The following is a 24,249-nucleotide window of genomic DNA, read 5'->3' on the forward strand; positions in this document are numbered from 1 at the left end:
CCACAGTGCTCAGCAAGAACGTGTCCGCGCCCCGGGCCATCGCCCCCACGGCGGCGGCCGTGATCATCGTCACGGCCGGCATCGACCTGGGTGAACTGATCTGGGGCGGTGTGACGACCGGCTGGCTCCTGGTCACCGCCGTCACCACCGTCGTCTCCAGTGTGTCCATGCTGTGGCGCCGTACGCGTCCCGGGGCGGCCCTGACCGTCGCGTGCCTGGGCTATGCCGTCGCCTGGGTCATCTGTCTGTCCCAGCCCAGACCGCTGCCCGCCATGGTGCAGGCCGCCGTCTGGGTGACCGCGTTCGGTGCCGTCGCCACGGGCACCGAACGATGGCGGCACACCGCGCTCGCGGCGCTCGGGATGTGCGTCGCCGCGGATGCGTACGCGCACATTGCCGTCGGCTGGCGCCTCTCATTCGCGCCGGCGGGCGTCGTCTACACGATCGTCAACTTCAGCTTCATCCCCGTCGTGGTGGTCGCGGCGGCCGACGCGGTGCGCGGCAGGGTCGCACTCGCCACCGCCCGCGCCGAGCAGGCCGACCGGCTGCGGGAACTGGACGCGCGCGGCGCCGCTCACGACGAACGGCTTCGGCTGGCACGGGAGTTGCACGACGTGGTCGCCAACAGGCTCAGCGCCGTGGCCATGCGGATCACCGCTGTCGGCCATGTCAACGGAACACGGCGTACACCCGAGGGCAGGGCCCTGACCGAGATCGGTTCGGAGATCGACAGCGCGCTGACCGAACTGCGCTCCGTGCTGGGCACCCTGCGGGACGACGAGCACGGAGCGGACACCCCGGACACACACTCGCTGAACCAACTCCCGGGGCTGGCCGAAAGCGCCCGCCGGGCCGGGGCGGATGTCGAGGTGACGATCAGCGGAGAACCGCGCCCGCTGCCCAGCCTGATCGACCTCGCCGCCTATCGCATCATCCAGGAGGCACTGGCCAATGTGACCCGGCACGCCTGCCCACCGCGTGCCACGGTCACTCTCGACTACCGCGACACCGCCCTGCATCTGCGGGTCGACGACGACGGCACCGCACCGGGCGGGCCGTCGACCGAGGTACGGGGGCATGGAATCATCGGGATCCGCGAACGCGCGGCGCTGTGCGGTGGCCGGGCGACGGCGGGGCCCCGGCCCGGCGGGGGCTGGCGGGTCGACGCGGTCCTGCCCTGCCGGAAGGGTGTGTCATGACCGTGTCCGTCCTGCTCGCGGACGATCAGGAGCTGGTGCGTACCAGCATGCGCATGATGATCGACGTCGAACCCGACCTCTCGGTCGTCGCGGAAGCCCCGGACGGGCGTGCCGCGGTCGAACTGGCCGCCCGGCTGCGTCCCGATGTCGTGGTCATGGACATCCGGATGCCGGAGATGGACGGGGTGACGGCGACCCGCCGGATCATGGCGGACGCCGCCCCGCCCGCCGTGGTGGCGCTCACCACCTTCGACCTGGACGAGTATCTCTTCGGAGCGCTGGCGGCAGGTGCCGCGGGCTTCGTACTGAAGAAGGACACCGCCCACACTCTGCTCGGTGCCATCCGGGCGGCGGCGCGCGGCGAGGGCTTCGTGTCGACGGGCCCGACCCGGCGGCTGATCTCCCGGCTCTCCGGCGGCACCGCCCCCGCGGTCCTGCCGGACGATCTCACCCCTCGCGAGAGGGACGTCCTCGCGCTCCTCGGGCATGCGATGAGCAACACGCAGATCGCCCGGAGGCTGCGCATCGAGGAGAGCACCGTCAAGACACACGTTCAGAACGTGCTGGCGAAACTCGATGTGCGCAGCAGGGTTCAGGCTGCCCTGATCTCCAGCAGGGCCGGGCTCGTCCGGTACGGCGAGAGCACCGCGGCACCGCCACGGGAACACTGACGCGTCGGCCGTCGGCCACCACTCGCTACGACGAGACCCCGAGAGTCCTACCAGGCGGCTGTCACCGTCGCGTCCCTGCTCCTCTGGCTGAACCCACTGTGAAGACACCGCCCAACCGATGCCCGACCGATGCCTAACCGTCCAGGCTGTCCGGACCGTTCAGACTGTCCGGACCGTTCAGGATCACGCTCCGTGTCAGGTTCCTCGGGCGGTCCGGGTCGAGGCCCTTCGCCTCGGCGAGGGTGACCGCGAGGCGCTGTGCGCGGATCAGGTCCGCCATCGGGTCCGCCGAGACATGGGCGACCAGCGTGCCTCCGACCGCCGCGACGTCCGCCGCGAGTCCCTCGGGGAGCGCCCCGAAGACCCAGGCCACCCGGCCCGGCGCGGTGATGGAGATCGGACCGTGGCGGTACTCCATCGCCGGGTACGCCTCCGTCCACGCGCCCGCCGCCTCCCGCATCTTCAGGCCGGCCTCCAGCGCCAGGCCGTACGTCCAGCCCCGCCCCAGGAAGGTCCACTGCTCCGCCGAGACGACCGCGTCCGCGAGCGGCTCGGTCACCGCCAGCTCCGCGTCCACCGCCGCCTCGGTGACCGGCTTCACGCCGGGGACGTCGCCGAGGCCCGCGCGCAGAAAGGCCAGCGCGGTCGTGGCGAACCGGGTCTGGACGACCGACTCCTCGTCCGCCCAGTCCAGTACCGCGACCGTGTCCGCCGCGTCCATGACCGGTGTCTTGGGGTCGGCCGTCAGCGCGAGGGTCGGCACGCGGCCCTTCAGCCGCGCCAGCAGCTCCAGGACCTCGGTCGTCGTACCGGAACGGGTGATCGCGACGACCCGGTCGTACGAACGCCCCGCCTGGTCGTACGAACGCCCCGCCTGGTCGTACGAACGCCCCGCCTGGTCATGGGTACGTCCCGCCTGGTCGTGCGTACGCCCCGAGGGGAACTCCGACGCGGCGAAGGCGTCCGTCTCGCCCAGCCCCGCCGCCTCCCGCAGCGCGGCGTACGCGATCGCCATGAACCACGACGTCCCGCACCCGGTGACGGCCACCCGCTCGCCCGGCCGGGGCAACCCGTCGAAGTCGGCTGCGAATGCGGCGGCCCGCCGCCAGCAGGCGGGCTGGGTCGCAATCTCTGTCGCGGTACGGGACATTCTGCGGTACTCCTCGCGAGTTTGGGAAGTATCGGGAATTTCGTAAGGACTGGTGCGGCTTTCTGCGGTTTCTCATGGATTTGGGTCATTGGTTCAGGCCAATTCATTGAAACTACATGCTGTAAAACCTGTCCCGCGGCCGGGTCGCCCATTACCTCAGGTGATGCAGACGTTGCAGAAGTGAGACCGCTCGGCGTAGACCTTTGAAGATTGAAGGAGAAAAATGGCTGCCCATCTCGGTGGCGCAGGGGGCGCCGGGGGATACCGGGCATATGCACGCATGCGGGGCGCCACGGGAGCGTCATGGGGGCCCGAATGGTACAGAACCAGCCATCCGGCTAAAGGTGGGGAACGCCTGTGCGAAGGCACCTTTTCGGAGTTACCGCGGCCGCCGCCGCGTTGGGGATATCGGCCACTCTCTTGGGCTGTGGCTCCTCGTCCGGCTCGTCCGATGTCACCCTCAAACTGGTCGCCGCCGACTACGACGTCGACGGCGGACAGAGCAGCAGAGCCTACTGGGCGAAGCTGACCGCCGATTTCGAGGCGCAGAACCCCGGTATCGACGTCGAGGTCCAGATCGAGTCCTGGAACGACGTGGACCGCAAGGTCGCGGAGATGGTCAAAGAGAACAAGGCGCCGGACATTGCTCAGATCGGGGCGTACGCCGACTACGCCGCCGATGACAAGCTCTACAGCGCCGACGAACTGCTCTCCATCCCGATCCAGTCCAACTTCCTCGGGCCTCTCACCGACGCCGGCAAGCAGCGGCGCGTGCAGTACGGACTGCCGTTCGTCGCCTCCACTCGGCTCCTCTTCTACAACAAGGAGCTCTTCGAGGAGGCGGGGATCGAGAAGGCCCCGGAGACCTGGGCCGAACTGCGCGAAGCCGCGCAGAAGCTGAAGACGAAGACGGACGTCCCCTATCCGTTCGCCCTTCCGCTCGGGCCCGAGGAGGCCCAGGCGGAGACCATGATGTGGCTCCTCAGCGGTGGAGGCAACGCCTTCGTCGATCCCGGCGGCACCTACACGATCGCCTCCGAGAACAACATCAACACCTTCGAGTGGCTGAAGTCCAATCTCGTCGACCGTGATCTCACCGGCCCGGTCGCCCCCGGCAAGCTGAACCGCAAGGAAGCCTTCGCCGCGTTCACGCGGGGCGAGGTCGGCATGCTCAACGGCCACCCTTCCCTGATGCAGACGGCCGAGAAGGCCGGCATCAAGCTGGGCAAGATCCCCATGCCCGGCCGCACCGGCAAGCCCAAGGCCACGATGGGCGTCGCCGACTGGATCATGGGCTTCAGGCAGAACGGCAACCGCGCCGAGATCGGCAAGTTCCTGGACTTCATGTTCAGCGACAAGAACGTGCTCGACTTCGCCTCGCAGAACGATCTGCTGCCGGTGACGATCTCCGCCTCGGAGACGATGGCGCGGGACCCGGAGCACAAGGACCTGAAGGAGTTCCTCGACGGGCTCCCCACCTCGATGCTGCCGCCGGTGGGCAAGACCTCGTGGTCCGCCGTCAGCGAGGACTTGAAGAAGCACATCGGCAACGCGGTCGCCCCGGACAACAACCCCAGAACCGTGCTGGAATCCATCGCCGGGCGGGCGGAGAACGCGGACGCGGAGGAGTAGCGCGGAGCGCGTACGGCTCCACTGCGGATGCGGCTGCGGAAGCCGAAGCCGAAGCCGAGGGGGAGGCAGACACGGATGTGGATGCGGGGCGCGGTCGGGCTGTGCGGGCCCGGCCGCGCCCCGCTGTCCGTCGTCCGTCGTCCGTCGTCCGTCGTCCGTACGTGCCGAGCGTGCCGTGCGCGCCGCAGGGAGGGGGAGGCCCTCCGAGCGGGCGTGGATTCCCGAGGGCTGCCCGCTTCGGGGAGCGCCGATAGGTTGGACCGTATGACCGACCATGAGCCCGGCCCTCCGGACGCGCCCGACCAGGGATCCCTCCCTGTTCCCGGCCCCGACTCCGGGCCCGGCCCCGCTTCCGCGCCCGCTTCCGGGCGCGACTCCGGCTCCGGGTCCGACTCCGAGCTCGGCTCTGAAACCGGCCCCGCGCCTGCAACCGGTTCCGCCCCCGAAACCGGCTCCGGAGCAGGCCCCGCCGACGAAACCGCCGACGAAACCGCCCCTGACCCCGAAACCGACCCCGAAACCGACCCCGCCCCCGAAACCGGGCCCGGCCACGGGCCCCCCGCGCTCTCGGAGCGCGACCGGGCCGTGCTCGCCATGGAGCGGCGTTCCTGGAGCGGGCCGGGGGCCAAGGAGCGGGCGATCCGGGAGCGGCTCGGCATCTCACCAGTCCGCTACTACCAGCTTCTCAACGCACTGCTGGACGACGAACGGGCCCTCGCCCATGACCCGATTACGGTCAACCGGCTCCGTCGCGTGAGAGACGCGAAACGCGCACGCCGATAAGGTCGGTGGCATGGGCAGCTCCCCGCACTCCCCGCACGCGCACTCCCTGCCGACTCCCTCGACGCCCGCGGGCCGCGAAGGTCTCGCCGCGCTCCTGGCCCGGCCGGGCAGAGCCGTCGTGGCACTCGACTTCGACGGCACACTCGCCGACATCGTGCCGGACCCCGAACAGGCCCGCGCCCACCCCGGCGCCGCTGCCGCGCTCGCGCGGCTCGCGCCGAAGGTCGCGTCCGTCGCCGTCGTGACCGGACGGCCCGCCGGGGTCGCGGTCCGGTACGGCGGCTTCGCCGGGGTGCCGGGCCTCGACCATCTCGTCGTACTCGGCCACTACGGCGCGGAGCGCTGGAACGCCGTCACCGGCACCGTGAACACCCCCGCCCCCCACCCCGGCGTCATCGCCGTCCGCGCCGAACTGCCCGGCTTCCTCGACCGCTTCGGGGCCTGGCGTGGCACCTGGATCGAGGAGAAGGGGCAGGCGGTCGCGGTCCACACCCGCCGTGCCGCCGACCCGCAGGGCGCGTTCCAGGCGCTGCGCGAGCCGCTCGCCGCCCTCGCCACCCGTCACGGGCTGATCCTGGAACCGGGCCGTATGGTCCTCGAACTGCGCCCGCCCGGTATGGACAAGGGCGTCGCCCTCGCCGAGTACGTACAGGAGGTGAAGGCGGAGGCCGTCCTCTACGCGGGCGACGACCTCGGCGATCTGCCCGCCTTCGCCGCCGTCGAGAAACTGCGCTCGGACGGGGTGCCGGGGCTGCTGGTGTGCAGCGGCAGTACGGAGGTCACCGAACTGGCCGAACGCGCCGACCTCCTGGTGCCGGGGCCGCCCGCGGTCGTGGAGTTCCTCGCGTCGCTCGCCGACGGCATCCGGTAACGCTGCTTCGGGACTACGTCCCCTGGGAGGGGATACGGCCTCCGGGAGGGGCCCGGACCCCGTGGGGAGCCGCGTACGGACGCCGCTGCGGAACCCCCGCCTCCTGCGGAGCCACCGCGTTGACCGGTACGCCGAAGCCGGTAGCCGAAGCCGGTCCGCCGGTGACGGCACGCCGAAGCCCGTCACGCCGCGGACGGGCACCCTCCGGCCGACGGCTCAGGTCCCCGCGGTCAGCGCCTCCAACTGGTCCAGGAACCAGCGCTGCGGCGGCAGCGCCGTCGCCGCCGCGGCCAGCCGCTTGCCGCGGCGGGTGCGTTCGGCGTCCGGCATGGTCAGGGCCTGGTGGAGCGCCTCGGCCGTGCCGGTCACGTCGTACGGGTTGACCGTCACCGCGTCCTCGCCGAGTTCCGCGTACGCGCCCGCCTCCCGCGACAGAACCAGCGCGCAGCTCTTGTCCGAGAGCAGCGGGATCTCCTTGGCGACCAGGTTCATGCCGTCGCGGATCGGGTTGACCAGCGCCACGTCGGCCAGACGGTACGCGGCCAGCGAGCGGGCGAAGTCGTCCTCCACATGGAGCACGACGGGGGTCCAGCCGTCGGTGCCGTACGCGCTGTTGATCTCGTCGGCCACACGCTGGACCTGCGCCGTGTACTCGCGGTAGACCGCCAGGTCCTGCCGGGACGGGTAGGCGAAGGCGACATGGACGACCCGTTCGCGCCACTCGGGCCGGGAGGCCAGCAGCTCGCGGTAGGCGAGCAGCCCGCGGACGATGTTCTTCGACAGTTCGGTGCGGTCGACCCGCACGATCGTGCGGCGGCCGGGGCCGATCTGCTCGCGCAGGGCGGTCATGCGCTCGGCCACGTCCGGCCGGTGCGCGCGCTCCATCAGGAACTCGGCGTCCACACCGAGTCCGTGGACCCCGATCCGGGTGCCCTTCAGGGCGTCCGGGCCCAGCAGCTCCGTACAGCACGCGGTGAACGCGTCCGCCCAGCGCCGGGTGAGGAAACAGGTCCGGTCGGCGCCGAGGAGGCCGCGCAGCAGTTGTGCGCCGATGTCGTCCGGCAGCAGGCGGAAGTAGTCGACGGGGGCCCAGGGGGTGTGCGAGAAGTGCCCGATCCGCAGGTCGGGGCGGAGTTCGCGCAGCATGCCCGGCACCAGCGCCAGATGGTAGTCCTGCACCAGGACGGCGGCCCCTTCCCCCGCCCGCTCGGCGAGGGCCTCGGCGAAGGAGCGGTTGTAGCTTTCGTACGAACGCCACTGACGCCGGAACTCCTGGTCGAAGACCGGCTCCAGCGGTGTCTGGTACAGCAGATGGTGGACAAACCAGAGCACCGAGTTGGCGATGCCGTTGTACGCGTCGGAGTGGACGGTCTCGTCGATGTCGAGCATCAGCACGCCGGGCTCGCCGACACCGCGCCGCACGGCCTCCCGGTCGCCTGCGCCGAGGGCGGAGCAGACCCAGAGGGAGTCGGCGTCCGATCCGACGGCGGAGAGCCCGGAGACCAGTCCGCCGCCGCCCCGCCGGGAGTTGAGCGTGTGGTCGTCGTCGAGCGTGTACGAGACGGGGCCGCGGTTGGACGCGACGAGGACCCGGGCGCTGGCCCGGTCGGCGGAGGGGTCGGAGACCATGTGCCGAAACCTAGCCCGTCCCGCTACCTCTCAAACGTGCGTACGCCCGCCCCCGGCGTGCCGTCCGTCACTCCCGCGCCACGCGCCTCCCGAGCCGACGCCACACACCGCACACCGCACACCACACACCACACACCACACACCGCACACCACACACCACACACCACACACCGCACACACAGGCCGCACGCCGCTCGCCGACGCCACGCGCCTGCGCGCGCCGCAAGCCGCACCCGTAGGTGCCGCACCCCGCACGTGCCCCACGCCCGCTATCGCAAGCCCGCTATCGCGCCGGGTATCGCGCGCCGCCCCCGCAGGCCGCGAGCGCGCGCGGCACCCTCCGCGGCGCGACCCGTCGCGCCGGACGGGCCCAGGCACGGGTCCACGTATGCGTCGTATCCGTCCATGCACGCGTCCAGGTACAGGCCCAGATACAGGCCCAGATACGGGCCCAGGCGCGGGCCGGGCCCCGCGCCGCCTGCCCGTCGGTGGCGCGTCATCTCACGGGTTGCGCCGGCTGCGCGCCGCCGCGACGGCGATCGCCCCGGCGGCGGCCAGCGCGAGCCCCAGCCCGCTCAGCAGCCAGAGCCGCTCAGCGCCTTGGTCCCGCCCGTTGGGGGCGAGGGCGGGCGGGGCGGCGTCGGGCGGAGCCGCCGCCGTGACGGCCACGACGATCAGGACCAGGATGCCGAGGATCACGGTGAGCCGCAGAAGACTGCGGCGCGGAGAACGCGGAGTATCGAGTCGAAAAGTCATACATAGGATGTTCTGTCATGCATGACGCCCTATGTCGGCTATGCGGCACGACGCGCCGCATACTCACCGATCTCGCGCATCGGCTGTCGTTCCTCCGTGTCGACCTTGTGCGTCCTCGGTACGAACCCGTCCTCGCCGCGCGTGAACTGGGTCAGCGAGGGGCGCGTCAAATGCCCGCGGGAGAGCCGTAGTTGGGCGGTCCGGTAGATCGCCGCGGCCATTCGGCCCAACGCCTGGTCGTCCTGGTGCCGGTGCTTGCGGGAGCCGACGTCCACCTGTGCCAGCGCGTCGAGGCCCGCCGTGTGCAGCGCGTCGACGAGAAGCCCCAGCTCCACTCCGTAACCGACGGGGAAGGGCAGCCGCTCCAGCAGCGAGCGCCGGGCCGCGTACTCCCCGCCCAGCGGCTGGACGAACCCCGCGAGCTGCGGCCAGTGCAGATTCAGCAGCGGGCGCGCCACCAGCTCGGTCACCCGGCCGCCCTGCACCGCGCCCCCTCCGGAGGCAGACCCCGTGCCCCCTCCGGAGGCCGACACCGCGCCCCCGCCGGAGACCGGCGCCCCGGAGGCCGGCTCCCCAGGAGCCGCCGAGGCCGAGGGGCCCGCCGAGCCGTCTCCGGGCCCCGCCGAGCCGAATCCGGGACCGACGGGCCGGTCGTACATCGCCTTGACGAACTGAAGCTCCGGATCGGTCAGCAGCGGCCCGACGACCCCCGAGACGAAGTCCGCCGAGAAGTCCCGCAGATCCGCGTCGATGAAGCAGACGATGTCACCACGCGTCACCATCAGCGAGCGCCACAGCACCTCCCCCTTGCCGGGCACGGCCGGTATCCGGGGCAGGATGTCGTCCCGGTGCACCACCCGGGCCCCCGCCGCCGCGGCGACCTCCCCCGTACGGTCCGTGGAGCCCGAGTCGATCACCACCAGCTCGTCCACGAGCGGCGTCTTCTCCATCAGCTCGCGGCGGATCACGGTGACGATGTCACCGACCGTCGCCTCCTCGTTCAGGGCGGGCAGGACGACGCTCACCGTCGTCGTGCGCTTGGCCGCGATCAGCCTGCCCAGCGGGCGATCGGACGCCCGCCAGGTGCGCCTGCTCAGCCAGCGCTCCACTTCATCGAGCACGTTCGACTACTCCCCGGTCATGCACGTTGTGATCCATGTGATCCATGTGATCCATCTCGCGGTTCGGACGACTGTCTCCACCGCCCGGACCTTCGGTTACAGTCTTGAACAACGCGGATGACCGTCGCATGTCGGGGGTCCGGCGTTCAACAGTTCAACAATCGAAACCCATAATCGAAACACCCATAACTGAATACCGCTCATCCAGAGGGGCAGAGGGATACGGCCCGTAGAAGCCCCGGCAACCCTCCAGCCGGTCTCCGACGCGTTCAGCGCTCGCGAGGCTCCCGGCTCGGGAAGGTGCCAAATCCGTCTCATGGCGAGATGCGCCATGAGGAAGATGAGGAGAAAGGGCCTCGCCTCCATGGCTGCGCAGACCGTCGCAAGTACCTCGAACACCGGCAACGCCGACATCCCGGACAGTGCGGGTAATACGGAAAACGCCGGCAACACCAGCGGTACCGGCAACACCGACAGCTCCGCCACGCCCGGCACGCCCCCCGATCTCGGCCCCGCCGCCGCCCTCTCCTGTCGCGAGTGCGGAGAGCGCTTCGCCCTCGGCCCGATCTTCGCCTGCGCCTCCTGTTTCGGCCCGCTGGAAGTCGCGTACGACCTGCCGACGGGCGACCCCGAGGGACTGCGGAAGCGGATCGAGGCCGGCCCCGAGAACATCTGGCGGTACGCGCCCCTGCTGCCCGTCCCCGCCGACGTGGCGGAGAAGCCCAGCCTCAACCCCGGCTTCACCAAGCTCGTCAAGGCCGACAACCTCGCCCGCGAACTGGGCGTCACCGGCGGCCTGTACGTCAAGGACGACTCCGGCAACCCGACGCACTCCTTCAAGGACCGTGTCGTCGCCATCGCCGTCGAGGCCGCCCGCGCCTTCGGGTTCACCACCCTCTCCTGCTCCTCCACCGGCAACCTCGCGGGCGCGGTCGGCGCCGCCGCGGCCCGCGCCGGCTTCCGCTCCTGCGTCTTCATCCCGCACGACCTCGAGCAGGGCAAGGTCGTCATGGCCGCCGTCTACGGCGGCGAACTGGTCGGCATCGAGGGCAACTACGACGATGTGAACCGCTTCTGCTCCGAACTGATCGGCGACCCGCTCGGCGAGGGCTGGGGCTTCGTCAACGTCAACCTCCGCCCGTACTACGGAGAGGGCTCCAAGACCCTCGCGTACGAGATCTGCGAACAGCTCGGCTGGCGCATCCCCGATCAGATCGTGATCCCGGTCGCCTCCGGCTCCCAGCTCACCAAGATCGACAAGGGGCTCCAGGAGCTGATCAAGCTCGGCCTGGTCGAGGAGAAGCCCTACCGGATCATCGGCGCGCAGGCCGAGGGCTGCTCACCGGTCTCCGCCGCCTACAAGGCCGGCCATGACGTCGTACGGCCGGTCAAGCCCGACACCATCGTCAAGTCGCTCGCCATCGGCAACCCCGCCGACGGCCCCTATGTGCTGGACATCGCCCGCCGCACGGGCGGCGTGGTCGAGGACGTCGACGACGAGGAAGTCGTCGCCGCGATCAAGCTGCTGGCCCAGACCGAGGGCATCTTCGCCGAGACCGCGGGCGGGGTGACGGTCGGAGTGACGAAGAAGCTGCTCGACGCGGGCGTGCTCGACCCCGCGCTCACCACCGTCGTCCTCAACACCGGCGACGGCCTCAAGACCCTGGACGCGGTAGCACCGACCACCGGTCCCACGGCGACCATCCGACCGAGCCTGGACGCCTTCCGCGACGCGGGCCTGGCCAACTGACCCCCTGGAGATCCGAAGAATGAGCGTCAACGTCCGCATCCCGACCATCCTCCGCACCTACACCGGCGGCAAGTCCGAGGTCCCGGCCGAGGGCACGACCCTCGCCGAGGTCATCGCCGACCTGGACAAGAACCACAACGGCATCGCCGCACGCGTCCTGGACGACGAGGGCAAGCTGCGCCGCTTCGTCAACGTGTACGTCAACGACGACGACGTCCGCTTCGAGCAGGGCCTGGCGACGGAGACGCCGGACGGCGCCGGGATCTCCATCATCCCCGCGGTCGCCGGCGGCTGAGCCCTTCCCGGCCTCCGGAGCCCTCCCCGGCCTCCTGGGGCCCGGCCTCCGGAGCCCTTCCCGGCCTCCGGAGCCCTCCCCGGCCTCCTGGGGCCCGGCCTCCGGAGCCCTCGCCGGCCCTCTGGCGGCCGGCCTCCGGCACTCCGGCCCGGAACCCCGGCGGCCGGCCTCCGGAACCCAGGAGGCCGGGCCCCGGAAACCCCGGTCGCGGGGCCCTCGGACCCCGGTCGCCGGGCCTCCGGCAGGGCCCCTGCGACGGCCCTTCGACCGCCCCGCGACTAACGAAGAGTCCTTTACGCAGAGTCATTGCGATTGCCCCCTCCGTGAGACATCCGGAGGGGGCAATTCTGCATGGTTGAGCACGCTACAGTTGGGGAACGCCCCACCGCCGCTCGCGTCGACCGCCCGCGAGATCGCGCCCCGGCACGATAAGAAGCAGCCAAAGTGTCGTAGCCCTTTGTCTCATAAGTTCCCTTTGTCTGGCCTGATTTGCCCCGGAATTTCTTGAATTCCGGTCAATTACCCGATCGTAGGTTCCCGGAAATCTCGTCCCATTGCCCTGTTGCAGAGGGCAGTTGGGCAGATACATTCAGCCGCGGTCGACGCGTTCCGGCGCACACCTGTGAGGTCTCCCCCCGTCAGCGGCGGGCGGGATAGCTACGTCGGGTGAGGTATGACCCGGGTCCGCGAGGTGCGGTCCTGCGCAAGGGCCAGTAATAGGGGAGTTAGGCATGGCTCAGGGCACCGTCAAGTGGTTCAACGCGGAGAAGGGGTACGGCTTCATCGCGGTCGACGGTGGTGCGGATGTTTTCGTCCACTACAGCGCGATCCAGATGGACGGTTACCGCACCCTGGAGGAGGGTCAGCGAGTCGAGTTCGAGATCTCGCAGGGACAGAAGGGCCCGCAGGCCGACATGGTCAAACTCGCGGTCTGAGTCCCGATCCCGGACGCGCTCGGCATTCCGACGCGCTTTCACGCAGGTGGGGTCCGCATCCCGGTCAGGGGTGCGGGCCCCATGTGCGTGCAGGGGGCGTACGGGTCCCTGTGAGGCGCGGTACGGGACCGGTCCCGTACAGACTGGCGGCGCGCGGGTCCGTCCGTACGAGAGGCGCACGGGTCCGTCCGTACGAGAGGCGTGCTGGGTCGGGTCCGGGTCCGTACAGGTGTGCCCGGCGCGATGCCCCGCGGGAAGGCCGCGCCCGACTTCCTCCGCGCTCCCGCCCTCGCACCCGGACGCCGTCTCGGTCAAGCCCTCGGCTCAGCGGAGGCGCTTGCACTCACAGGGGTCGAGTGCTAATCATTGGCGTTAGCACTCTCAGGCTGAGAGTGCTTACCAAGGATCGGGTCGGTGAGGCCCGCACGCCATGTGGCACAAGGAAGCCGCACGGTGGGCAGGCCGTCCGTCGCGGGCATCAGCGCGGTCCGAGAGCTTCCCACCCAGTCCGTGGAGGACACTTCACATGGCAAAGATCATCGCGTTCGACGAGGAGGCACGGCGCGGTCTCGAGCGCGGGATGAACCAGCTCGCCGACGCCGTCAAGGTCACCCTTGGCCCCAAGGGCCGGAACGTCGTCCTCGAGAAGAAGTGGGGCGCCCCCACGATCACCAACGATGGTGTTTCCATCGCCAAGGAGATCGAGCTCGAGGACCCGTACGAGAAGATCGGCGCCGAGCTGGTCAAGGAGGTCGCCAAGAAGACGGACGACGTCGCCGGTGACGGTACGACCACCGCGACCGTCCTCGCCCAGGCGCTCGTCCGCGAGGGTCTGCGCAACGTCGCCGCCGGCGCCAACCCGATGGCCCTCAAGCGCGGCATCGAGAAGGCCGTCGAGGCCGTCTCCGGTGCCCTCCTCGAGCAGGCCAAGGACGTGGAGACCAAGGAGCAGATCGCTTCCACCGCCTCCATCTCCGCCGGTGACGTCCAGATCGGCGAGCTGATCGCCGAGGCCATGGACAAGGTCGGCAAGGAAGGCGTCATCACCGTCGAGGAGTCCCAGACCTTCGGGCTGGAGCTTGAGCTCACCGAGGGCATGCGCTTCGACAAGGGCTACATCTCGGCGTACTTCGCCACCGACATGGAGCGTATGGAGGCGTCCCTGGACGACCCGTACATCCTCGTCGTCAACTCCAAGATCTCCTCGGTCAAGGACCTGCTCCCGCTGCTGGAGAAGGTCATGCAGTCGGGCAAGCCCCTGCTGATCATCGCCGAGGACGTCGAGGCCGAGGCCCTGTCCACGCTGATCGTCAACAAGATCCGCGGCACCTTCAAGTCCGTCGCCGTCAAGGCCCCGGGCTTCGGCGACCGCCGCAAGGCGATGCTGAACGACATCGCCATCCTCACCGGCGGCACGGTCATCTCCGAAGAGGTCGGCCTCAAGCTGGAGAACGCGGGCCTGGACCTCCTCGGCCGCGCCCGCAAGGTCGTCATCACCAAGGACGAGACCACGATCGTCGACGGCGCCGGTGACAGCGACCAGGTCGCCGGCCGGGTCAACCAGATCCGCGCCGAGATCGAGAACTCCGACTCGGACTACGACCGCGAGAAGCTCCAGGAGCGCCTCGCGAAGCTGGCCGGCGGCGTGGCCGTCATCAAGGCCGGCGCGGCGACCGAGGTCGAGCTCAAGGAGCGCAAGCACCGCATCGAGGACGCCGTTCGCAACGCGAAGGCGGCCGTCGAAGAGGGCATCGTCGCCGGTGGTGGCGTGGCCCTGCTCCAGGCTTCCTCGGTCTTCGAGAAGCTGGAGCTGACCGGCGACGAGGCGACCGGCGCCAACGCCGTGAAGCTCGCGCTGGAGGCCCCGCTCAAGCAGATCGCCGTCAACGGCGGCCTTGAGGGCGGCGTCGTGGTGGAGAAGGTCCGCAACCTCACCCCCGGTCACGGCCTCAACGCCGCGTCCGGCGAGTACGTGGACATGATCGCCGAGGGCATTCTCGACCCGGCGAAGGTGACCCGCTCGGCGCTGCAGAACGCCGCGTCGATCGCCGCGCTCTTCCTCACCACCGAGGCCGTCATCGCCGACAAGCCGGAGAAGGCCGCCGCGGCCGCTCCGGGCGGTATGCCGGGCGGTGACATGGACTTCTGATCCCCTTCCGGGATCGGCGGACCATCGCGCGACCGAACGCGGGGCCGACCCGTGGCACAGGCCGACCGACCACCGGTCGGCCGAGTGCCGGGCCGGCTCGGCGCGAGGCCGCGCGTGCACCACAGACACAAGAGCACATACGAAGGGCGGCACCCCACTCCCAGGGGGTGCCGCCCTTCGGCATGTGCGGAGGCCCATCCCGACGCGCACCTCACCGACTTGGAGTACGCGGTCGAAGTGCTATGGCGTCTGACACAAGGCCCCGAGAAAGCGCCCTGAATCCGCGAAGGGCCGCTCAGACCGGACCGCATCGCGCCTGGTCCACAGGGTTCAGGGCGGCCTGCGACCCAGCCGGTCGACCCCTCGGCATACGAGCCGGGCTCGCAGCATGAGAATCCCCGCCGCAAGGAAGCGCGGCGGGGCGGTCATCAGCTCAGCGCCTTCTCGATCGCCTCGAAGATGTCGGCGTCGGTCTCCTGCTGCCAGGAGGGCAGGTCGGACCAGTCGGCCACGTAGCCGGGCTTCGGGTCCTCGAAGTGCTTGAACATCTGGGCCGTCCAGCACGTCGCGACGAACCGGCTCTTCTGCTCGCGGGACAGCCTCGACGTGTGGCTGCCGCTGATCTCGATGAACTGCCGGACCTGGTCGTAGACCGACCCCGCGGCCTCACGCTCCCACTGAGGGGTGTCTTCCCACGGGGTCACATAGCCGGCCTTCGGCTCGCCGGGGAAGTGCTGGTGCACTCCCGTGATCCAGGCTTCCCGGAACAGTCGTGCACCCTCGGTCTGCGACATGCCTACCTCTCTCGTCACGGCGTGCTCAGCGTGGCGATCTCCGCCCCCAGCTCCGCCACGCGGTGGTCCCGGCGCAGGGGGCCGAACTCGTCGCACAGGGCTCGGAGTCTACGGGCGACGTACCCGGACGCGGAGGCTCGGGCCAGGGCAGTGGCTTCCCTGCCGTACGCCACAACCTGCTCCGGATCCCGCCGCTTCGCGCCGATGGCGGCCAGGTCGGTGAGCACTGCTCCGCGTCGCCGGTACGACTGCCCGGGTGCCAGGGCTGTCTGCTCCAGGGCATCCGTCAAGGTGTTCTCCGCCAGGTCGAGACGGCCGAGCTGTACGTAGCGCGATCCCCGTTCCTCAGCCAGCCGCGCGCCGTCGAACCGAAGCCATCCGCTGTTGACGCAGTCCGCGGTGAGGTCGCGGACGGTCTCCGCCTGATCCATCGCGCGCTCGCACGCGTCTAGGTCGCCGAGGCCGGCGTATGCCTCGGCTTGGACGGAAGCGACCCAATGTCGAGTCGAGAGGTTGCTGTCCCCCCGGCTGGCCAGTCGCTCCGCCGCGCCGAGTATCTGCGCTGCCTGGCGGTAGCGCTGCTCGGACATTTCTACGTAGGCGTGGCGGACGAGCGCGCATGCCCACAGGTCGTACGCCTCGGCGTCCTTGCTGATCGACGCCGCGAGCGAGTACGACGCGGCTGCGTCGGAGTACCGGTTGCCGTCGAACGCCACCTCGCCAGCCAACTGGAAGAGGTCGGAGGCCGCCTTCAGAAGGGGCCGCGCGTTTCCACGGTGGCCCGCCAATGCCTCGTTCAGCGTCGTCAGCTGGTCACGGATGACGGGATACACGGAGCCCTTGGAGCGGGCCAGTCGGTAGACCTGCCAGAGATGGCTGTTCATGCGTGCGAAGTCGGCAGGAATCCTCCGACGGACGCCCTCGGTGAGAGCCTTGGCCTCCTCGACTGGCAGGGCGGTCAAAGCCCCGCTGACAGTCAGTACGCGGAGGAATTCGCGGCGGATCATTTCGTCGGGGTCTCCCGCGCTCGGGGGGTCGGACTGGTGCCCAGCGGCCTCCTGGCCTGCGGCTCGTGGCGGTGCCAGGAGGGTGTCCAGCTCTTGGAGGCTGACTTCGAGGGCGATGGCCAAGGCTCGTCGCTGGGGCGGCTGAGGAGCGACTCTGCCGCTTTCCCAGCGTCCGACCGTTGTGCGGTCTACACCGAGTAACTCGGCCAACTTCTCCTGACTGTAGCCCAGGGCCCTGCGTCGTTCCGCCAGTCCCATAGCACCCCCTCTCTGCGGTTTCGGCCCCTTCGGCACCCGTGCACGGACCTGTGTCAAGAGTGCCGCATGGATGCCGTGGAGACCTCCGACTTCTGGCGCTTTCCTGGATGTTGCCCTGGACGAGCAGCGGGATTCACAGAGGAGTTCGGTCATGACGACGAGAGACGAGGCTCTGGCACGCGAGCCGGATGACAACGCGCGGACGCAGGGCCTAGGCGCTGAGCAGCGGGTCCTTATGACGCTCAGGGTTTCCCGCGACTCCGGCCGGACTTGGGGCCAGATGACCGAGGTACAGGAAGACGAGAATCCGGTGACCCTCGACAACCCCGGTCACTTTCCGCCGTGCACGTGCCCGCGCTGCACGGACCACTCCCCGTGCTCCGGAGCCTCCTCTCAGGTGGAGTCGTGATGCGGTGTACACACTGGCGCCGGGTGCCCCTGGACCTGGTGCGGGAAGCGCGAGAGAGGTTGGCCGCCGAGTACGTCGACTCCCACGGCGGAGTTCAGTCCCGGCACCCTCTCCCTCCTCACAACGAGAGCTGCAGGGACTGCGGCGGTAGCGGCACCGACTCGTCCGGCAAGAGCTGCGGCACCTGCAACGGGCTTGGCGAGATCTACTGCCGCGCTGGCCGTCATGGCCTACGCGGGCCGTCACGTTCCACGATCCTGAAGGAAGGCCGCTGATGGCACACGCGCTGATCGCATCACCGTTCCTCGACGGACACCTGCTCCTCAAACCCGGAGCGAGGGCCGGAGCCCGAATCCCCCTCGGCCACTACGACGGTCTGCGGCAGGCTGCCGCCGACGGCGAGGATATGCCTACCTGGGCGGTGCAGACTGCCGCCGACGTGTGGGGTGTTGACCTGAGCGGTCGGCCCGCGCAGGGCACGGTGCTGGTGCGCAAGCCGTCCCCGTACGGCTACTGCCGCGCCTCCTGGGAGATCAACCTCGGCTGCAACTTCGGCTGCAAGCACTGCTACCTCGGCGACCGTCCCTTTTCCGGCCTCGGCTGGGAGGACAAGGTGCGGCTGCTGGACATCATGCGCGAGGCCGGTGTCCTCTGGCTCCAGATCACCGGCGGCGAGCCCACCATGGACCCGGACTTCCAGGGCGCTTACCGATACGCCTGGCAGGCCGGGATGATGCTCACCATCTCCACCAACGGCTCGCTGCTCTGGCGGCCGGACCTCCTCAAGCTCTTCCGGGCCTGCCCGCCCTACCGGCTGGTCGTCAGCATGTACGGAGCGAGCGAAGAGTCCTTCGACACGCTCACCCAGCGCCGTGGCGCGTGGAAAGCGTTCCGGCGCGGCATGGACGCCGCACGGGAGGCGGGCCTGCCTCTGCGCATCAACGTCGTGGTGACGGAGGACAACGCCTCCGAGGCGGACGAGATGGCCGCCCTCGCCGATGGGTGGAACGTCGAGAACCACGCCTACACGAACATGACGCCCACGATCTACGGCGGTGGCGAGCCACTGCTTGCTCAGTCCGCCGCCCACCTGAGGCAGCGCAAGCCGTTCGCCGGCTGCAACGCGGGACACACCTTCTTCCACGCCGACCCGCACGCCAAGGTGTCGATCTGCAAGGTCGGCCGGGACGACCAGATCGACCTCATGGCCGAAGGCATCGACGGCCTGGCCCGGCTCGGCGTCATCGCCGACCGCCTCATGCTTCGCACCGGAGGGTGCGAGGGCTGCGCCTTGTCCGGCACCTGCCGGGTCTGCCGCCCCCTGGCCAAGCACTACCAGGAAGCCAAGGCGCCGCTGCACAGCTACTGCCAACACGGCGACAAGGAGAACGCATCATGACCTCACCCGTACTGGTGGACCTTCTGCCGGGCCCGCCGACCTCGGCGCGTCGCGCGGCACCACCGGTCGCCGCCCACTCGGTGACCGCCGTCCTGGACCTGGACGACGTCGTGGAGAGCGCGGAATGCTCCTGCGACGCCGGCGACGACAACCCCCACTGACCGACAGATCCAGTCGGTTCCGTTCAGGCCCTGGCGTGTTCGCGCCGGGGCCTGAACCCTGACCGGCCGACCGTTAGGGTGCCGCTCATGTTCTTCCGCTGGGACTGGCTCCGGCCCGTACTGACCGCGCCGATCGTGCCGACTCTCGGCCCCGTCCACCCCCACGCGCTCACCGTCGACCTCTTCGAGGACACTCTGCGAGCGGCTGTCGCCGACCGGTCTTTCCTCCACTACGACAAGGACCGGCGCTGGAGTGGCGAGAAGGACGAGACGGTCCTCCGCGGCGATGTGGTCCATCAGCCCGACCACACCCTCATCCCCACCCTGACCCGGCGTGGACGCGGCACCGTCAAGGTCTTCGCCTACGGGCACCGCAGCGGCGTCGTGGACGAAGCCGCCGGGCTGGCGGTGAAGCTCGCCGCAGTGCACGACGCGATGAAGGCCCGAGTCGTGCGCCCGCTCGGCCCCGAGACCGGCTTCCCGCGAGGCACACGCATCCAGCTGAAGGACTTCACCACCTGCCCGTGCCCCGAGTTCGGCGGCCCGGTACGCCCCGTGGACGACTGGCCGAGCGCCGTGCGGGAGACCTTCGCGCCGTTCGCCACGGCCATGGCCGCTGACGGCCTGGCCTTCCTCCACACCCGGATGCGGGCAGGTAGCTGCGGCCCGGTCCTCGCCGCCGCCGTCGAGGACCGGATCGTGGGCGCGATCGGCCCCATGGAAGTACGCCCCGACGCGATCGGATGCCCCCAGCTCATGCCCCAGTACTTCGCGGTCCTGCCCGAGGCGCGAGGGCAGGGTCTGGGCCGCGCCCTGTGGCGGGCCGCGATGTACTGGGGCCAGTCCCACGGTGCCTCCTACCAGCTCCTTCAGACCGAGGTCGGCGGCCCATCCGACAGGCTGTGCCAAGCCGAAGGACTGACTTCCCTCGGCTTCAGCCACACCACTCCGGCGTAGCCGATTCAGCATCCGTACGCGCGCGTCGCCGCCCACCGCCTCGCGCTCGCCGCCAACGCCCACCGCTCCGCAGGCTCTCGTCGGCATCGCCAACCCGCTGACCCGTCGGGTTCGACCGGCTCGCCGTGATCGGGTTCAAGGCGCGACCCGGAACGACAAGCCCGGGGTAGCAATGGAGGTCCGCCGGCAGTCGTGGGAACTGCCGGCGGACCTTGTACGTGAGCATGGCGGTCGGTCAGTACGGCGTGATGGCCGAGGTGGTCGCCGCGACACCGGCCGCTTCACCGGTACGGTGAGCGAGCGGACGCATCCGATGGACGGTGCCGTGGCGACCGAGTCGTTCTTCGTGCCGGAAGTGCGCGAACCGGCTTACGGCTGGGGCGTCGGCGAGGTCGAGGCCCCGGCGCCGGACCCGGCCGGCACGGCCGACCCCGCGGGTGCGGCCGATGCGACCGGCGCGGCAGGCGCGGCGGCCGGTGCCCCGGCGACCTGAGTCGTGGGCTGCGTCGCGGGCGCGGCGTTGAACTCCTCCAGCATCGCGGGGGTGAACCCGAACCAGTACGTGGCGAGGAAGCCCACCACGTACCCGACCAGCAGCCCGCCCGCGTAGATCGCGACCGTCGTGCCGAGGCCGTGGTTGCCCTGAACCAGCGGGAACAACGCCCACCCCGAGGGGCCGATCGCCGTCGAACCCACCTTGTCGCCGAGCATGTTGAACAGTCCGACGAAGCCGCCGCCGAAGGCCCCGCCGACGCACGCCGTGATGAACGGGCGGCCCAGCGGCAGCGAGACACCGTAGATCAGCGGCTCGCCGACGCCCAGCACACCGGCAGGGAGCGCGGACTTGATGGTGTTCCGGATCGAGATGTTCTTCGGGAGCCTGACGTACACGGCCATCGCCGCGCCGACCTGGCCCGCGCCCGCCATCGCGAGGATGGGCAGCAGCACGGTGTAGCCCTGCTGCTCGATCAGCGTCGTGTGGATGGGGATCAGCGCCTGGTGCAGGCCCAGCATCACCAGCGGCAGGAACAGCCCGCCGAGCACGAAGCCCGCGCCCGCGCCGCCGTTCTCCAGCAGCCAGTTGGCGAAGTCGCCGATGGCGGTGGAGACCTCGCCGGCCACGAACATCAGGCCGAAGATGGTGACCAGCCCGGAGACGAGGACCGTCAGGGTCGGGGTGACCAGCACGTCCAGCGACTCCGGCACCCAGCGCCTGCACCATTTCTCGACGTACACCGCGAGCACCGCGGCCCCGAGCGCGCCGAGCACGCCGCCCTGACCGGGCGAGAGCTGCTGACCGAACGCGTCGATCTTCGCGACCCCCGGGAACACGATGATCGCGGCGACCGCGCCGCCCAGGATCGGGGTGCCGCCGAACTCCTTCGCCGTGTTGAAGCCGACGAAGACCGCGATCAGGGCCATGAATCCGCTGGCCATGGCGGCGAGCGCCGGGGTGACGGAGGTCAGCCAGCCGAGGTTGATGAGGAGGCCGTTGATTCCGGCGATGATGCCGCAGCCGATGAGGGCGGGGATCAGCGGGACGAAGATGTTCGCGATCTTCCGCAGGAAGAGTTTGAAGGGGGTGGCGTTACGGGCCTTCCGCGCGGCCTTGATCGCCGCGCCCTTGTCGGCCAGTTCCTCGGCGGTGTTGCCTCCCGGCGGGCTTCCGGCCTGTCTGCCGGCCTGCGCCCCGGCTGCCGCTCCCGCATCTGTCCCCGCCTCGGCGACCAGGGCCTCGAACTCCGGGGTGACGCGGGCGACGGTGCCCGGACCGAGGACGATCTGATACGTGTCGTCCTCGACCACGCCCATCACGGAGGGCAGCGCCTTGAGGGCGTCGTCCTGCACGAGCGTACGGTCGTGCAGACCGAGGCGGAGACGGGTCATGCAGTGGGCGACGGAGGAGACGTTGGCCGCGCCGCCGACGAGGGGAAGGATCGCGGCGGCGATGGCGCGGTTCTTGTTTTCGGGTGTGCTCATGTGCGGTGCCTTGCTGTGCGGGGGCGGTGCGGGTGCGTGTCCTTGAAAGGGGCTTGTGACGGGCCTGGCGTTCGGCCTGGGTCCTGGGGCTTGCGGTGGGCTGGGCGGCGGCGGGGTTTGCGGTACGGGCGGCGGCCGTGGGCGCCGGCGGCGGGCGGGCCCGTCGGCGGGAGCGTCGTCAGCCGTCCCCGTCCGCCGGGATGAAGCTCACGACGGCGGTCGGCCGACGGCCATCCGGTCCACCTGGGGCCCTCGGGCCGGAGTTCGGTCGGCGTCCGGTCCACCTCCGGCCGGCACCCGGCCAAGCGCTCGGCGTCAGCTCGGCGTTCGGTCGGCGTCCGGCTGGCGTCCGGCCGACGTCGGCCGGCGGGCTCAGCCGGCCGCCTGGAGCGCGGCGCGCAGCCGCCCGCCCGACTCCGTCAGGAGCCTCGCGGCCGTGGGCCCGTCGACCGAACCGAGAATCGTGAGGATCGCGGCCTTCACCTCGCCATCGGTCGCGGCAAGCGCGGCCTCCACCTCCTCATCCGACGCCCCCGTCGCAAAGGAAACGATTCTGCGGGAGCGGGCGCGCAGTTTCTCGTTGCTGGCGCGGAGGTCGACCATCAGATTCCCGTACGTCTTGCCGAGCCGGATCATCGTGATCGTCGTGATCATGTTGAGGACGAGCTTCTGGGCCGTGCCGGCCTTCAGCCGCGTCGAGCCGTTGAGCAGTTCGGGCCCGACGACGACTTCGATGCCGTGCTCGGCGGCGGCGGCGAGGGGGCTGCCCGCGTTGCAGGACAGGCCGACGGTGAGCGCGCCCGCGGTACGGGCGTACTCCACCGCGCCGATCGCGTACGGCGTGCGACCCGACGCCGAGATGCCGACGACGGTGTCGTCCGCCGTGAGGCCCAGCTCCGCCAGATCGTCCGCGGCCAGCCGCTCGCTGTCCTCCGCGCCCTCGACCGCTTCCACCAGCGCGGACGGCCCGCCCGCGATCAGGCCCACGACCTGGGAGGGATCGGTGTTGAAGGTGGGCGGACACTCGCTGGCGTCGAGCACGCCGAGCCGACCGGCGGTGCCCGCGCCCGCGTAGACGAGCCGGCCGCCGCGCGCCATCCGCTCGGCCAGGGCGTCGATCACGGCGGCGATGGCCGGCAGCTGCTCGGCGACGGCGACCGGCACGGTCCGGTCCTCGTCGTTCATGGTCCGGGCGATGTCGAGGGTGGGCAGCTGGTCGATGTCGGAGAGTTCGGGCCGGAACGCCTCGGTGGTGAGCGTTTCGAGCTGGGCGCGGAGTTCGCCGTAAGCGGGTGTGGCGGGTGTGGCGGAGGTCATGGGGGGCTTCCTCATCGGTCGTTCAGCGGCTGTTGCGGGGGCTGTGCCGGTGTGCGAGGGCTTCGTACGAGGCGGCGAGCGCGGGGGCCGCGGTGTCGTACGTGCGCTGGGCCACACCGATGAACAGGCAGTCCACCACGAGGAGCTGACTGGTACGGGACGACATGGCGGCCGGGCGCAGCTCGCTCTCGCGGGCGGCGGACGTGGTCAGGACGTGGTCGGCGTACTGCGATACGGGCGCGTCGGGGCGGCCGGTGATGGCGACGGTCGTGGCTCCGTGCTCGAAGGCGACGCGGAGGGGTTCGATCACATCGCCGGTCGAGCCGGAGTGGGTGATCGCGATGGCCACATCGCCGCTACGGAGCTGGACGGCGTTGGTGACCGCGAGGTGCGGGTCGGCGTGCGCGTGCGCTATCAGGCCGATACGGAGCAGCTTCTGCGCGAGGTCCATGCCGACGAGCGAGGACGCGCCGATGCCGTAGATGTCGATACGGCGTGCGGTGGCGGCGGCCGTGACGACGGCGGAGAGCTGTGTGGTGTCGAGGCCGGCGGCCGTGTCGGCGAGGGTCTGCTGCTCGTCGTGGGCGAGCTTGGCGACGACTTCGTCGATCGGGTCGTCGACGGCGATGTCCGCGGTGACGCTCGGCGCGCGGCCGGACTGCTGGTGGGCGGCGAGCCCGGCGAGGGCGAGGCGCAGATCCCTGTATCCGGGGTAACCGAGAAGACGTGCCGTACGGACCACGGTGGCCTCGCTGGTGCCGGTCCGCTCGGCGAGAGCGGTGACGGTGAGGGCCGCGCAGCCCGCCGGGTCGTCGGCGACGGCTTCGGCGACGAGCTGCATGGAGCGGGTCATGGACGGGGTGAGCGTCCGGACTTTGGCGGCGAGGGCGGCGGGCGCGGGCGGCGCCTTGTTGCTGAAAATTTCCTTCACGTCATCACTCACATCATGAAAGATATTTTCTGCTCTACTGTTCAGTCAACCCCCATCTGGTACGGAATCGGACATGGCACGGAGTCCTGGCGGGT

At 70.3% G+C, this 24,249-nt stretch carries 20 protein-coding genes, 1 pseudogene and 1 riboswitch; of the genes and pseudogenes, 12 read left to right on the top strand and 9 right to left on the bottom strand.

Annotation, left to right across the window (positions count from 1 at the left end):
- The first annotated feature begins 5 nt into the window (after nt 1-5).
- A complete protein-coding gene (locus ACWEFL_RS26555; protein WP_451717159.1) occupies nt 6-1,199 on the top strand; it encodes a sensor histidine kinase in 1,194 nt (397 codons plus the stop codon).
- A complete protein-coding gene (locus ACWEFL_RS26560; protein WP_451717056.1) occupies nt 1,196-1,870 on the top strand; it encodes a response regulator in 675 nt (224 codons plus the stop codon). The genes ACWEFL_RS26555 and ACWEFL_RS26560 overlap by 4 nt, the downstream gene beginning before the upstream one ends.
- Before the next feature lie 133 nt (nt 1,871-2,003).
- Here ACWEFL_RS26560 and ACWEFL_RS26565 read toward each other — a convergent pair whose 3' ends face one another.
- A complete protein-coding gene (locus tag ACWEFL_RS26565) occupies nt 2,004-3,020 on the bottom strand; it encodes an SIS domain-containing protein (protein WP_451717058.1) in 1,017 nt (338 codons plus the stop codon).
- Between the two features lie 357 nt (nt 3,021-3,377).
- Here ACWEFL_RS26565 and ACWEFL_RS26570 point away from each other — a divergent pair, with 357 nt between their 5' ends.
- From ACWEFL_RS26570 to otsB, 3 genes and pseudogenes are all read left to right on the top strand, one after another.
- Nucleotides 3,378-4,652, top strand: a complete 1,275-nt coding sequence (locus tag ACWEFL_RS26570; protein WP_451717060.1) for an extracellular solute-binding protein — start codon at nt 3,378-3,380, stop codon at nt 4,650-4,652.
- A 489-nt stretch (nt 4,653-5,141) separates the two neighbouring features.
- Nucleotides 5,142-5,435, top strand: a pseudogene (locus ACWEFL_RS26575) (DUF3263 domain-containing protein); the annotation flags it as partial.
- A 10-nt stretch (nt 5,436-5,445) separates the two neighbouring features.
- Entirely contained in the window at nt 5,446-6,306 is an 861-nt protein-coding gene (gene otsB / locus ACWEFL_RS26580) for a trehalose-phosphatase (protein ID WP_451717061.1), read from the top strand.
- A 216-nt stretch (nt 6,307-6,522) separates the two neighbouring features.
- Here the strand turns inward: otsB and ACWEFL_RS26585 are convergent, their stop codons facing one another.
- The 3 genes from ACWEFL_RS26585 to ACWEFL_RS26595 all read right to left on the bottom strand — a co-directional run bounded on the left by ACWEFL_RS26585 (nt 6,523) and on the right by ACWEFL_RS26595 (nt 9,812).
- Complete coding sequence (locus tag ACWEFL_RS26585) at nt 6,523-7,935, bottom strand: alpha,alpha-trehalose-phosphate synthase (UDP-forming) (protein WP_451717062.1); 1,413 nt, start codon at nt 7,933-7,935, stop codon at nt 6,523-6,525.
- Between the two features lie 501 nt (nt 7,936-8,436).
- Nucleotides 8,437-8,691, bottom strand: coding sequence for a hypothetical protein (locus ACWEFL_RS26590; protein WP_451717063.1), 255 nt, complete (start codon nt 8,689-8,691; stop codon nt 8,437-8,439).
- Nucleotides 8,692-8,729: 38 nt separating this feature from the next.
- Entirely contained in the window at nt 8,730-9,812 is a 1,083-nt protein-coding gene (locus ACWEFL_RS26595) for a glucosyl-3-phosphoglycerate synthase (RefSeq protein WP_451717064.1), read from the bottom strand.
- A 197-nt stretch (nt 9,813-10,009) separates the two neighbouring features.
- Nucleotides 10,010-10,159: riboswitch (SAM riboswitch) on the top strand.
- On the opposite strand from ACWEFL_RS26595, the gene thrC reads away from it, so the two are divergent.
- The 4 genes from thrC to groL all read left to right on the top strand — a co-directional run bounded on the left by thrC (nt 10,153) and on the right by groL (nt 14,941).
- Nucleotides 10,153-11,562 carry a threonine synthase gene (thrC, locus tag ACWEFL_RS26600; protein WP_451717161.1) on the top strand — a complete coding sequence of 470 codons (1,410 nt, stop codon included), beginning with the start codon at nt 10,153-10,155 and terminating at the stop codon, nt 11,560-11,562. Its footprint overlaps the riboswitch before it by 7 nt.
- A gap of 19 nt (nt 11,563-11,581) precedes the next feature.
- Entirely contained in the window at nt 11,582-11,857 is a 276-nt protein-coding gene (locus tag ACWEFL_RS26605) for a MoaD/ThiS family protein (protein WP_451717065.1), read from the top strand.
- A gap of 731 nt (nt 11,858-12,588) precedes the next feature.
- A complete protein-coding gene (locus ACWEFL_RS26610; RefSeq protein ID WP_005315736.1) occupies nt 12,589-12,792 on the top strand; it encodes a cold-shock protein in 204 nt (67 codons plus the stop codon).
- 526 nt (nt 12,793-13,318) lie between these two features.
- Entirely contained in the window at nt 13,319-14,941 is a 1,623-nt protein-coding gene (gene groL / locus ACWEFL_RS26615; protein ID WP_451717066.1) for a chaperonin GroEL, read from the top strand.
- Nucleotides 14,942-15,369: 428 nt separating this feature from the next.
- On the opposite strand, the gene ACWEFL_RS26620 is transcribed toward groL, so the two are convergent.
- Together ACWEFL_RS26620 and ACWEFL_RS26625 are read right to left on the bottom strand one after the other, a co-directional pair.
- Nucleotides 15,370-15,735, bottom strand: a complete 366-nt coding sequence (locus tag ACWEFL_RS26620) for a hypothetical protein (protein WP_451717067.1) — start codon at nt 15,733-15,735, stop codon at nt 15,370-15,372.
- A 14-nt stretch (nt 15,736-15,749) separates the two neighbouring features.
- A complete protein-coding gene (locus tag ACWEFL_RS26625) occupies nt 15,750-17,000 on the bottom strand; it encodes a helix-turn-helix transcriptional regulator (protein ID WP_451717069.1) in 1,251 nt (416 codons plus the stop codon).
- A 683-nt stretch (nt 17,001-17,683) separates the two neighbouring features.
- Between ACWEFL_RS26625 and ACWEFL_RS26630 the strand changes: the two genes are divergently transcribed.
- The 3 genes from ACWEFL_RS26630 to ACWEFL_RS26640 all read left to right on the top strand — a co-directional run bounded on the left by ACWEFL_RS26630 (nt 17,684) and on the right by ACWEFL_RS26640 (nt 19,926).
- Entirely contained in the window at nt 17,684-18,808 is a 1,125-nt protein-coding gene (locus ACWEFL_RS26630; RefSeq protein ID WP_451717071.1) for a radical SAM protein, read from the top strand.
- On the top strand, nt 18,805-18,969 hold the full coding sequence (locus tag ACWEFL_RS26635) for a hypothetical protein (RefSeq protein ID WP_451717073.1): 165 nt from the start codon (nt 18,805-18,807) through the stop codon (nt 18,967-18,969). The genes ACWEFL_RS26630 and ACWEFL_RS26635 overlap by 4 nt, the downstream gene beginning before the upstream one ends.
- An 87-nt stretch (nt 18,970-19,056) precedes the next feature.
- Complete coding sequence (locus ACWEFL_RS26640; protein WP_451717074.1) at nt 19,057-19,926, top strand: GNAT family N-acetyltransferase; 870 nt, start codon at nt 19,057-19,059, stop codon at nt 19,924-19,926.
- 369 nt (nt 19,927-20,295) lie between these two features.
- On the opposite strand, the gene ACWEFL_RS26645 is transcribed toward ACWEFL_RS26640, so the two are convergent.
- From ACWEFL_RS26645 to ACWEFL_RS26655, 3 genes are all read right to left on the bottom strand, one after another.
- Nucleotides 20,296-21,906, bottom strand: a complete 1,611-nt coding sequence (locus tag ACWEFL_RS26645) for a PTS transporter subunit EIIC (protein ID WP_451717076.1) — start codon at nt 21,904-21,906, stop codon at nt 20,296-20,298.
- Between the two features lie 372 nt (nt 21,907-22,278).
- Nucleotides 22,279-23,223, bottom strand: coding sequence for an N-acetylmuramic acid 6-phosphate etherase (gene murQ, locus ACWEFL_RS26650; RefSeq protein WP_451717077.1), 945 nt, complete (start codon nt 23,221-23,223; stop codon nt 22,279-22,281).
- A 22-nt stretch (nt 23,224-23,245) separates the two neighbouring features.
- Nucleotides 23,246-24,166, bottom strand: a complete 921-nt coding sequence (locus tag ACWEFL_RS26655) for a MurR/RpiR family transcriptional regulator (RefSeq protein ID WP_451717078.1) — start codon at nt 24,164-24,166, stop codon at nt 23,246-23,248.
- Nucleotides 24,167-24,249 lie beyond the last annotated feature (83 nt).

It is taken from the genome of Streptomyces sp. NPDC004838, assembly GCF_053600955.1.

Excerpts from the sequence above, each read along its gene's own strand:
- ACWEFL_RS26560 (WP_451717056.1), top strand. The coding sequence starts at position 1,196 with ATGACCGTGTCCGTCCTGCTCGCGGACGATCAGGAGCTGGTGCGTACC.
- ACWEFL_RS26565 (WP_451717058.1), bottom strand. The coding sequence starts at position 3,020 with ATGTCCCGTACCGCGACAGAGATTGCGACCCAGCCCGCCTGCTGGCGG.
- otsB (WP_451717061.1), top strand. The coding sequence starts at position 5,446 with ATGGGCAGCTCCCCGCACTCCCCGCACGCGCACTCCCTGCCGACTCCC.
- ACWEFL_RS26585 (WP_451717062.1), bottom strand. The coding sequence starts at position 7,935 with ATGGTCTCCGACCCCTCCGCCGACCGGGCCAGCGCCCGGGTCCTCGTC.
- ACWEFL_RS26590 (WP_451717063.1), bottom strand. The coding sequence starts at position 8,691 with ATGACTTTTCGACTCGATACTCCGCGTTCTCCGCGCCGCAGTCTTCTG.
- thrC (WP_451717161.1), top strand. The coding sequence starts at position 10,153 with ATGAGGAGAAAGGGCCTCGCCTCCATGGCTGCGCAGACCGTCGCAAGT.
- ACWEFL_RS26605 (WP_451717065.1), top strand. The coding sequence starts at position 11,582 with ATGAGCGTCAACGTCCGCATCCCGACCATCCTCCGCACCTACACCGGC.
- ACWEFL_RS26610 (WP_005315736.1), top strand. The coding sequence starts at position 12,589 with ATGGCTCAGGGCACCGTCAAGTGGTTCAACGCGGAGAAGGGGTACGGC.
- groL (WP_451717066.1), top strand. The coding sequence starts at position 13,319 with ATGGCAAAGATCATCGCGTTCGACGAGGAGGCACGGCGCGGTCTCGAG.
- ACWEFL_RS26620 (WP_451717067.1), bottom strand. The coding sequence starts at position 15,735 with ATGTCGCAGACCGAGGGTGCACGACTGTTCCGGGAAGCCTGGATCACG.
- ACWEFL_RS26625 (WP_451717069.1), bottom strand. The coding sequence starts at position 17,000 with ATGGGACTGGCGGAACGACGCAGGGCCCTGGGCTACAGTCAGGAGAAG.
- ACWEFL_RS26630 (WP_451717071.1), top strand. The coding sequence starts at position 17,684 with ATGGCACACGCGCTGATCGCATCACCGTTCCTCGACGGACACCTGCTC.
- ACWEFL_RS26635 (WP_451717073.1), top strand. The coding sequence starts at position 18,805 with ATGACCTCACCCGTACTGGTGGACCTTCTGCCGGGCCCGCCGACCTCG.
- ACWEFL_RS26640 (WP_451717074.1), top strand. The coding sequence starts at position 19,057 with ATGTTCTTCCGCTGGGACTGGCTCCGGCCCGTACTGACCGCGCCGATC.
- ACWEFL_RS26645 (WP_451717076.1), bottom strand. The coding sequence starts at position 21,906 with ATGAGCACACCCGAAAACAAGAACCGCGCCATCGCCGCCGCGATCCTT.
- murQ (WP_451717077.1), bottom strand. The coding sequence starts at position 23,223 with ATGACCTCCGCCACACCCGCCACACCCGCTTACGGCGAACTCCGCGCC.